We start from the raw sequence: 9,483 nt of genomic DNA, 5'->3' as shown, positions 1-9,483 counted from the left end.
TCCCGCGCGCTCGTTCGACCGGGATGACCGTGGGGCCCGTCGGTACGACCGCGACGAGCGTCCCGCGCGCTCCTTCGACCGCGACGACCGCGCCCCCCGCCGCTCCGATCGCGACGAGCGCCCCGGCCGATCGTTCGACCGCGACGAGCGTGCGCCGCGCCGCGGCCGTGAGTTCGACCGTCCCGGCTTCCGCGACTCCGAGCGCCGTCCGTCGTCGTTCTACCCGGCGAAGGACCGGGCGGAGCGCAGCGACCGCACCGAGCGGTTCGGGCCGGCCGACGACGTGGTGCTCGAGCGCCTCGAGGCCGACGCCATCCAGGCCGAGCAGGTCGACGGCATCCGCTTCGCCGACCTCGGCCTCGGCGACAACATCGTGCGTGCGCTGAGCGCACTCGGCGCCGAGTCGCCCTTCCCGATCCAGGCGGCGACCATCCCGGTCGTGCTCGAGGGCCGCGACGTCCTCGGCCGCGGCCGCACCGGTTCGGGCAAGACCATCGCCTTCGGCGCCCCGACCGTCGAGCGGCTGATGCAGGACTGGGCCGCCTCCGGCAAGTCGGGCGGCAAGCGCCAGATGGGCCGGAAGCCCCGGGCCCTGATCCTCGCACCGACGCGCGAGCTCGCCCTGCAGATCGACCGGACCGTGCAGCCGATCGCCCAGAGCGTCGGCCTCTTCACGACGCAGATCTACGGCGGCGTCCCGCAGGGCCGCCAGGTCGGCGCGCTGCAGCGCGGCGTCGACATCGTGATCGGCACGCCGGGTCGCATCGAGGACCTCATCGAGCAGGGTCGCCTCGACCTCTCCGAGACCAGCATCACCGTCCTCGACGAGGCCGACCACATGTGCGACCTCGGGTTCCTCGAGCCGGTGCAGCGGATCCTCCGGCGCACCGCCGAGGGCAGCCAGAAACTCCTCTTCTCCGCGACGCTCGACACGGGCGTGGCCGCGCTCGTGGACGAGTTCCTCGTCGAACCGGCCGTGCACGAGGTCGCCGGCGAGGACCAGGCCTCGGGCACGATCGAGCACCGCGTGTTCGTCATCGACAACCGCGACAAGCGCGACATCGTCGCCCGCCTCGCCGATCGCAACGGCAAGACGCTGATCTTCTCGCGGACCCGCGCGTTCGCCGAGGACCTGGCGATGCACCTCGAGGACGCGGGGATCTTCGCCGTCGCCCTGCACGGCGACCTGAACCAGGCCAAGCGCACGCGCAACCTGCACCAGCTCACCAGCGGCCGGGTCGACGTGCTCGTCGCGACCGACGTCGCCGCCCGGGGCATCCACGTCGACGACATCGACCTCGTCATCCAGGCCGACGCGCCCGACGAGTACAAGACGTACCTGCACCGCTCCGGCCGCACCGGCCGTGCCGGCCGTGAGGGTCGCGTCGTCACGCTGATCCCGCGCAACCGCCAGCGCCGCCTGTCCGAGCTCCTCGGTCGCGCCGAGATCGACGTCGACTTCGAGGACGTCCGCCTCGGCGACGAGCTGCTCGCAGACCTCGGCCCGATCCGCACGGCGGCCCCCGCCGCCGCTGCGCCGAGCGCCGAGGACGAGCCCGCCGAGTAGAGCACGCCGCCACGCGGCATCCGCCTGCCCCCACGACGAAGGCCCCGACCACCCGGTCGGGGCCTTCGTCGCCTTCCGGACGCGCCTCGACTGGCGATCGGACCGGCCCTCCGGCATACTTACTGACTGAACGGTCGGTTGTGAAAGCAGCCGGAACGGATGACGCGGAGGCCGCCCGGACGCGGCCGACGGTCCCGACAGCGCGGTCAGGAGCAGAACATGGCGGAGGCGTATCTCGTCGGCGGGGTGCGGACCCCGGTGGGTCGGTACGGCGGCGTGCTCGCGAGCGTGCGGCCCGACGACCTCGCGAGCCTCGTCGTCGGCCAGGCGATCCGCCGCGCCGGGCTCGAGCTCGACGCGATCGAGGAGGGCGCGATCGACGAGGTCATCCTCGGCGCCGCCAACCAGGCCGGCGAGGACAACCGCAACGTCGCCCGCATGTCGGTGCTGCTCGCCGGGCTCCCCGACTCGGTGCCGGGCATCACCGTGAACCGTCTCTGCGCGTCGGGCATGTCGGCCATCACCATGGCGGCGCAGGCGATCCGCGCAGGTGACGCCGACCTCATCGTGGCGGGCGGCGTCGAGTCGATGACCCGCGCGCCCTGGGTGCAGGCGAAGCCCGAGAAGCCGTGGGCGAAGCCCGGCGACGCCTACGACACGTCGATCGGCTGGCGCTTCCCGAACGCGAAGCTGCTCGCCCGCGACAAGGCGACCTTCTCGATGCCCGAGACGGCCGAGGAGGTCGCGCGCATCGACGGCATCACGCGCGAGGAGGCCGACGCGTTCGCCCTTCGCAGCCAGCAGCGCGCCGCCGCCGCGATCGACGCCGGCCGGTTCGAGGCCGAGATCGTCGGCGTGCCGACGGCTCGCGGCGAGGTGCTCGTCGACGAGGGCCCGCGCCGCGACACCTCGCTCGACGTCCTCGCCGGGCTCCGTCCCGTCGTGAAGGGCGGCAGCGTGGTCACCGCGGGCAACTCGAGCTCCCTCAACGACGGCGCGAGCGCGATCGTCGTCGCGAGCGCGTCCGCCGTCGAGCGCTACGGGCTCACCCCGCGCGCCCGCGTCGTGGTGGGCGCCTCCGCCGGCCTCGCCCCCGAGATCATGGGCCTCGGGCCCGTACCCGCGACCGAGAAGGCGCTCGAGCGCTCGGGCGTCTCGCTCGACGACATCGGCTCGATCGAGCTCAACGAGGCGTTCGCGACGCAGTCGCTCGCGTCGATGCGCCGGCTCGGACTCGACCCCGAGCGGGTCAACGCCGACGGCGGGGCGATCGCACTGGGGCATCCGCTCGGCTCGTCGGGGGCACGCCTCGTCGTGACCCTCCTCGGCCGCATGGAGCGCGAGGGCTCGCGCTACGGCCTCGCGACGATGTGCGTCGGCGTCGGCCAGGGCAGCGCCTTGATCGTCGAGGGCGTGCGATGAACGCGCCGGATGTCGCGGTGTCGCCCGACGCGCCGCAGCCGCTCCTCGTCGAGCGACGCGACGATCGCGTCATCGCGACCCTGAACCGACCCGACAAGCGCAACGCGATCGACCAGGCGACGATCGACGCGATCCATGCGCTGTGCGCCGAGCTCGAGGCCGAACCGCGCATCCTGGTCCTCACCGGCACCGACGGAGTGTTCGCGTCGGGCGCCGATATCGCGCAGATGCGCGAGCGCACCGCCGCCGACGCGCGCGCGGGCATCAACGCGAACGCATTCATCCGCATCAACGAACTGCCGATGCCGGTCATCGCCGCCGTCGACGGCTGGGCGCTGGGCGGCGGGGCCGAGCTCGCGTTCGCGGCCGACATCCGCATCGCCACGCCCGACGCGAAGTTCGGCAATCCCGAGACCGGCCTCGGCATCATCCCGGCCGCCGGGGCGACCTGGCGGCTGAAGGAGATCGTCGGCGAGGCCCGCGCGGCGGAGATGCTCCTCACCGGGCGGGTCGTCGACGCCGCCGAGGCGCTCTCGATCGGACTGATCACGGCCGTGCACCCGACCGCCGACCTCCTCGACGAGGCGCACGCGATCGCCGACCGCATCGCGAGGAACGACCCCGCGGCGACCATGGCGACCAAGCGCGTGCTGCGTGCGCCGCGCACCGACCACCCGCACGTCGACCTCGAGGAGCAGGCGGTGCTGTTCGAGAGTCCCGAGAAGCACCGCCGGATGACCGAGTTCCTCGAGCGGCGGTCGAAGAGGAGCGCGACGTGAACGAGACGACCACGACGGCACCGGAGCGGGTCGGCGTCCTCGGCGGGGGACGCATGGGCGCGGGCATCGCGCACGCGTTCCTCCTCGCCGGATCTCGCGTCACCGTCGTCGAGCGCGACGCGGATGCCGCGGAGGCGGCTCGCACGCGCGTGCTCGACTCCGTCGCGGCATCCGTCGCCCGCGGCACCACCGACGAGACCGCCGACGCGCTCGGCGCGCGGTTCGGGGTCGCGACCGACGTCGCCGACTTCGCGGGATCCGACCTCGTCGTCGAGGCGGTGCCGGAGGACCTCGACCTGAAGGTCGACGCGCTCACCCGCGTCGAGGCCGCGTTGGGGGCGGATGCCGCGCTCGCGTCGAACACGTCGTCGATCTCGATCGACGAGCTCGCCGGGCGGCTCGACCGGCCCGAGCGATTCCTGGGCCTTCACTTCTTCAACCCGGTTCCCGCGTCGGCACTCGTCGAGATCGTGCGCGGCACCGCCACCGACGGCGCGCTCGTCGAGGAGGCGCGCGGTTGGGTCGAGGCGATCGGCAAGGCCCCGATCGTCGTCCACGACGCCCCGGGCTTCGCCTCGAGCCGGCTCGGCGTCGCACTCGGACTCGAGGCGATCCGCATGCTCGAGGAGGGCGTCGCCTCCGCCGAGGACATCGACACCGCGATGGTGCTCGGCTACAAGCACCCCGTGGGCCCGCTGCGGCTCACCGACCTCGTCGGACTCGACGTGCGGCTCGGCATCGCCGAGTACCTCGCGGGCGAGCTCGGCGAGCGATTCGAACCGCCCGCCCTCCTGCGCCGCATGGTCGCCGAGGGCAAGCTCGGTCGAAAGACCGGCGAGGGCTTCCACCTGTGGGACGCGCAGTGACGCGCGTCGCCGCCACGACCGATTCGACCGAGGAGACCCACATGACCGGCATCCTGCCCAGCTACGTCCGCGACGCATGGTGGACCCCCGACGCCTCGGCCAAGGCATCCGCCACCGAGGTCCGTGACGCGTCGACCGGCGAGGTCGTCGCGCGCGTCTCGACCGAGGGGCTCGACCTCGGCGCCGTGCTCGAGCACGCGCGCACCGTCGGCCAGCGCTCGCTCGGCGAGCTCACCTTCCACCAGCGCGCCGTGCTGCTCAAGCAGATGGCGCTCGCGCTCACCGAGCGCAAGGCCGAGCTGTACGAGGTGTCGGCGCGCACCGGCGCGACCAAGCGCGACTCGTGGGTCGACATCGACGGCGGCATCGGCGTGCTCTTCACCTACTCGTCGAAGGGCCGGCGCGAGCTGCCGAACGCGAAGGTCGTCGTCGACGGTCCGGTCGAGCCGCTCTCGAAGGACGGCTCGTTCATCGGCCGCCACGTCTACACGCGCCTGCCCGGCGTCGCCGTGCAGATCAACGCCTTCAACTTCCCCGTCTGGGGTTCGCTCGAGAAGTTCGCGCCCGCGTTCCTCGCCGGCGTGCCGACCGTCGTGAAGCCCGCGACGCCGACCGGCTACCTCGCCGAGGCGTTCGTGCGCATCCTCGTCGAGTCGGGGCTCCTGCCCGCGGGTTCGCTCCAGCTCGTGTCGGGCAGCGTGCCCGACCTGTTCGACCACCTCCGCGTCGGCGACCTCGTCGCCTTCACCGGCTCGGCGTCGACGGCCGAGCGCCTCCGCGCGCACGACTCGGTGCAGACCGGTGGCGTGCGGTTCACGAGCGAGACCGACTCGATCAACGCCTCCGTGCTCGGTACCGACGCGGTGCCCGGCACGCCCGAGTTCGACGCCTACGTCGCGCAGCTCGTCGTCGAGATGACCTCGAAGGCCGGGCAGAAGTGCACGGCCATCCGCCGTGCGATCGTGCCCGCGGCCTCCGTCGACGCGCTCGTCGACGCCGTGCGTGCGCGCCTCGCCGCGAAGGTCGTCGTCGGCGACCCGCGCAGCGAGGGCGTCACGATGGGTCCGCTGGCCTCGATCGCGCAGCGCGACGAGGTGCTCCGGCAGGTGCGCCGGCTCCAGGAGGCCGGCGGCGAGCTGGTCATCGGCTCGACCGACGCCCCCGAGGGCGTCGACGCCGACGGCGCGTTCGTCGCGCCCATGCTGCTGAGCTTCACGGATGCCACGGCCGACGCGGTGCACGAGGTCGAGGCGTTCGGCCCCGTGGCATCCGTCATCGCCTACGACACCATCGACCAGGCGGTCGACCTCGTGGCCCGCGGAGGCGGCTCGCTCGTCACGAGCGTCGCCACGCACGACCCGGACGTCGCGGTCGCACTCGCGTCCGGGATCGCCGCGATGAACGGCCGCCTCCTCTTCCTCGACCGTGACGACGCGCGCACGTCGACCGGCCACGGCTCGCCCGTGCCGCACCTCGTGCACGGCGGCCCCGGCCGCGCGGGCGGCGGCGAGGAGCTCGGCGGCATCCGCGCCGTGTTCCACCACATGCAGCGCACGGCCGTTCAGGGTTCGCCCGCGATGCTCACCGCGCTCACGGGCGTCTGGCACTCGGGCGCGGCGGCGCGGCCGTACGCCGAGTCGGGCGACGTGCACCCGTTCCGGAAGTCGCTCGCGGAGCTGCGGATCGGCGACCAGGTCGCGTCGCCGTCGCGCACCGTGACGCTCGAGGACATCGAGACGTTCGCGAACTTCACGGGCGACACGTTCTACGCGCACATGGACGAGGCGGCCGCGGCCGCGAACCCGTTCTTCCCGGGGCGCGTCGCGCACGGCTACCTGCTGGTGTCGTGGGCCGCCGGGCTCTTCGTGGATGCCGCGCCGGGGCCGGTGCTCGCGAACTCGGGCCTCGAGAACCTGCGCTTCATCACGCCGGTGTCGCCCGGGGACGAGATCCGCGTCGAGCTCACGGCGAAGCAGATCACGCCGCGCGAGACCGACGAGTACGGCGAGGTGCGGTGGGACGCGGTGCTGAAGAACCAGCGCGACGAGCTCGTCGCGACGTACGACGTGCTGACGCTCGTCGCGAAGGAGCAGGCGGGCGACGCCGCGGGCGGCGCCCCGGCCGTCGTCGACGCCGGCGCACAGCCGCAGCCGGCCTGACCGGGGCGGTCAGCGCGCGTCGGTGCGATCTCCGAGGTCGAACCACATGAGCCCGAGCAGGAAGCCCGGGGCGGCCTCGATCTCGCGCTCGAGGTTCGCGCCCATCGCCGCGTAGAAGCCCTTCGCCGCGGGGTCGGAGAGGATGCGCATGCGGTCCGCGCGCCCGCGCGCCACGCTGGTCGCGCGCTCGAACAGTCGTCGTCCGTCGCCGGCCCCGATGCGGTCGACGGCGAGGAACATGTGGACGAGGTCCACGAACTCCGGCTCGTCGACGAGGCTGTAGAACCCCACGACGCGGCCGTCGCCGACGAGGGCCTCGACGGTGTTCGCCTCGATGAAGGCGGCCGTCGGCATGTCGTGCTCCTTCAGGCTCGCCACGGCCCCGGGGAAGTTCACGTCGTGGCCCCAGTGCGCGACGCCGCCGAGGACGAGGCGGCCGAGTTCGTCCGCCTCGCCGGGTCGCGCCGCCCGGAACTCCATGCACCGACGCTATCGCGGACGTCGATCGCCGGCAGCCCGGCGGGACCGCAGCCCGGCCCCGTAGCCCGGCCGCCCCGCAGCCCGGCGGCGCTCAGCCGCGCAGGGCGAGCGTGAACGGGAGCACCTCGGCGGCGCCCGCTCGGCGGAGCTCGCGCGCGGCGATCGTGAGGGTCCAGCGGCTGTCGGCGAGGTCGTCGACGAGCAGCACGCCGCCCGCCGGAACGTCGAGGCCGTCGGCGGTGAAGCGGTTCCAGACGCCGGAGAGCCGGAACGCGCTGTTGCCGCCCGGGCCACCCGTCGGACCGCCGTCGACCGGGGCGAGCTCGCCGAGGTACGGCAGCCGACCGACCTCGGAGAGCCCGCGTGCGAGCGACTCGACGAGCTGCGGGCGCGAGCGCGAGGGCACGGATGCCACGGCCACCGGCCGCTCGGACCAGCCCCACTCGGCGAGCACGCGCACGCACGCGTCGAGCACGCGCGCCGGCACGGGGGCGTCGGGCGCATTCGGCGCGAAGAGCTCTCGGAGCGTCGAGCCCCAACCGAGGTCGGTGAGCCGCGCGAGCGCGCGACCCTCGGCGGCCTGCTCGCCCGGCGCGATGCGCCCCTTCACGGGCACGCCCAACCGGTCGGCCCCCGTGGGCCAGGCGCGGCGCGGCTCGATCGGCGTGCCGACCCGGTCGAGCGCGGTCGCGGCGGCGGCCGAGGCATCCGCATCGACCTCGCCCGGATACCAGGCACCCGCGCATCGGTCGCATCGCCCGCACGGCGCCGCCGTGTCGTCGTCGAGCGATCGCTGGAGGAAGGCCATGCGGCATCCGTCGGTCTGCTCGTACTCGAGCATGTGGCGCTGCTCGGCCTCGCGTTCCTCCGCGATGCGGCGGTAGCGCTCGGCGTCGTAGCTCCACGGCGCGCCGGTCGCAACCCAGCCGCCCTGCACGCGGCGCACCGCGCCGTCGACGTCGAGCACCTTCAGCAGGAGCTCGAGCGGGGTGCGGCGGATGTCGACGCGCGCCTCGAGCGCGGGCGTCGAGAGCGGCACGTCGGAGAGCTCGTCGATGACGCGTCGCGCGCGCTCCTCGTCGGGCATCGACGCGGTCGCGAAGTAGTGCCAGATCGCCGGGTCCTCGCGCCCGGGCAGCAGCAGCACGTCGGCGTTCTCGCTGGCGCGCCCCGCGCGGCCGACCTGCTGGTAGTACGCGACGGGCGACGACGGCGCGCCGAGGTGCACGACGAAGCCGAGGTCGGGCTTGTCGAAGCCCATGCCGAGCGCGCTCGTCGCGATGAGCGCCTTGACCTCGTTGCGCTTCAGCATGCCCTCGGACTCCTCGCGCTCGTCGGGGTCGGTCTGCCCGGTGTAGGCGCGCACGTCGTGGCCGCGCTCGCGCAGCACGCGCGCGGTGTCGACTGCTGCCGAGACGGTGAGCGCGTAGACGATGCCCGAGCCGGGCAGGTCGTCGAGGTGGTCGATGAGCCACGCGAGCCGGCCGGTCGAGTCGGGCAGCCGGAGCACGCCGAGCCGGAGCGAGGACCGGGCGAGCGGCCCGCGGATCGTGAGCACGTCGGTGCCGAGCTGCTCCGCGACATCCGCCACGACCCGGCTGTTCGCGGTCGCCGTCGTCGCGAGCACGGGCACGTCGGCCGGGATCTCGGCGATGAGATCGCGCAGGCGGCGGTAGTCGGGCCGGAAGTCGTGGCCCCAGTCGCTGATGCAGTGCGCCTCGTCGACGACGAGCATGCCGAGCCGGCGCACGAGCGAGGGCAGCTGCTGCTCGCGGAACGACGGGTTGTTCAGCCGCTCGGGCGAGACGAGCAGCACGTCGACCTCGTCGGCGTCGAGGCGTGCCAGCACCTCCTGCCACTCGTGCGCGTTGGCCGAGTTGATCGAGACCGCCCGCACGCCCGCTCGTTCGGCGGCCGCGACCTGGTCGCGCATGAGCGCGAGCAGGGGCGACACGAGGATGGTCGGCCCCCCGCCGCGGCGGCGGAGCAGCAGCGTCGCGACGAAGTACACGGCGGACTTGCCCCAGCCCGTCCGCTGCACGACGAGCGCCCGCCGGCGGCCGGCGACGAGGGCCTCGATCGCCTCGAACTGGCCGTCGTGGAACTCGGCGTCGTCGCGGCCGACGAGCTCGCGGAGCGCGGCGAGCGCCTCGGCGCGGAGGTCGGCCGTGGTGGTCGGTTCGGGGGAGGGCATTCGTCCACCCTTCCGC

At 73.8% G+C, this 9,483-nt stretch carries 7 protein-coding genes; 5 read left to right on the top strand and 2 right to left on the bottom strand.

What is annotated here, in order from left to right; translation table 11 throughout:
- From GJR97_RS09800 to paaZ, 5 genes are all read left to right on the top strand, one after another.
- Positions 1-1,567: DEAD/DEAH box helicase (locus GJR97_RS09800; protein WP_229276202.1), on the top strand; the 1,567-nt coding region annotated here is incomplete at its 5' end.
- A 219-nt stretch (positions 1,568-1,786) separates the two neighbouring features.
- Positions 1,787-2,989, top strand: coding sequence for a thiolase family protein (locus tag GJR97_RS09795; protein ID WP_154346312.1), 1,203 nt, complete (start codon positions 1,787-1,789; stop codon positions 2,987-2,989).
- The gene (locus tag GJR97_RS09790; RefSeq protein ID WP_154346311.1) at positions 2,986-3,768 is read left to right on the top strand and encodes an enoyl-CoA hydratase/isomerase family protein; all 783 of its coding nucleotides are present in this window, start codon (positions 2,986-2,988) and stop codon (positions 3,766-3,768) included. The genes GJR97_RS09795 and GJR97_RS09790 overlap by 4 nt, the downstream gene beginning before the upstream one ends.
- Complete coding sequence (locus tag GJR97_RS09785) at positions 3,765-4,634, top strand: 3-hydroxyacyl-CoA dehydrogenase family protein (protein ID WP_324613366.1); 870 nt, start codon at positions 3,765-3,767, stop codon at positions 4,632-4,634. The genes GJR97_RS09790 and GJR97_RS09785 overlap by 4 nt, the downstream gene beginning before the upstream one ends.
- 41 nt (positions 4,635-4,675) lie before the next feature.
- On the top strand, positions 4,676-6,793 hold the full coding sequence (gene paaZ / locus GJR97_RS09780) for a phenylacetic acid degradation bifunctional protein PaaZ (RefSeq protein ID WP_154346310.1): 2,118 nt from the start codon (positions 4,676-4,678) through the stop codon (positions 6,791-6,793).
- A 9-nt stretch (positions 6,794-6,802) separates the two neighbouring features.
- Here the strand turns inward: paaZ and GJR97_RS09775 are convergent, their stop codons facing one another.
- Complete coding sequence (locus GJR97_RS09775) at positions 6,803-7,273, bottom strand: GNAT family N-acetyltransferase (protein WP_154346309.1); 471 nt, start codon at positions 7,271-7,273, stop codon at positions 6,803-6,805.
- Between the two features lie 91 nt (positions 7,274-7,364).
- Positions 7,365-9,467 (bottom strand): RecQ family ATP-dependent DNA helicase, encoded by a 2,103-nt coding sequence (locus tag GJR97_RS09770; RefSeq protein WP_229276201.1) that lies wholly within the window; start codon positions 9,465-9,467, stop codon positions 7,365-7,367.
- Between the last annotated feature and the right edge of the window lie 16 nt (positions 9,468-9,483).

The sequence above is a fragment of the Agromyces kandeliae genome, assembly GCF_009674665.1.
GTDB lineage: Bacteria > Actinomycetota > Actinomycetes > Actinomycetales > Microbacteriaceae > Agromyces > Agromyces kandeliae.
The sequence above is the reverse complement of the archived record's forward strand: the minus strand, read 5'-3'. Positions and strand labels throughout refer to the sequence as shown.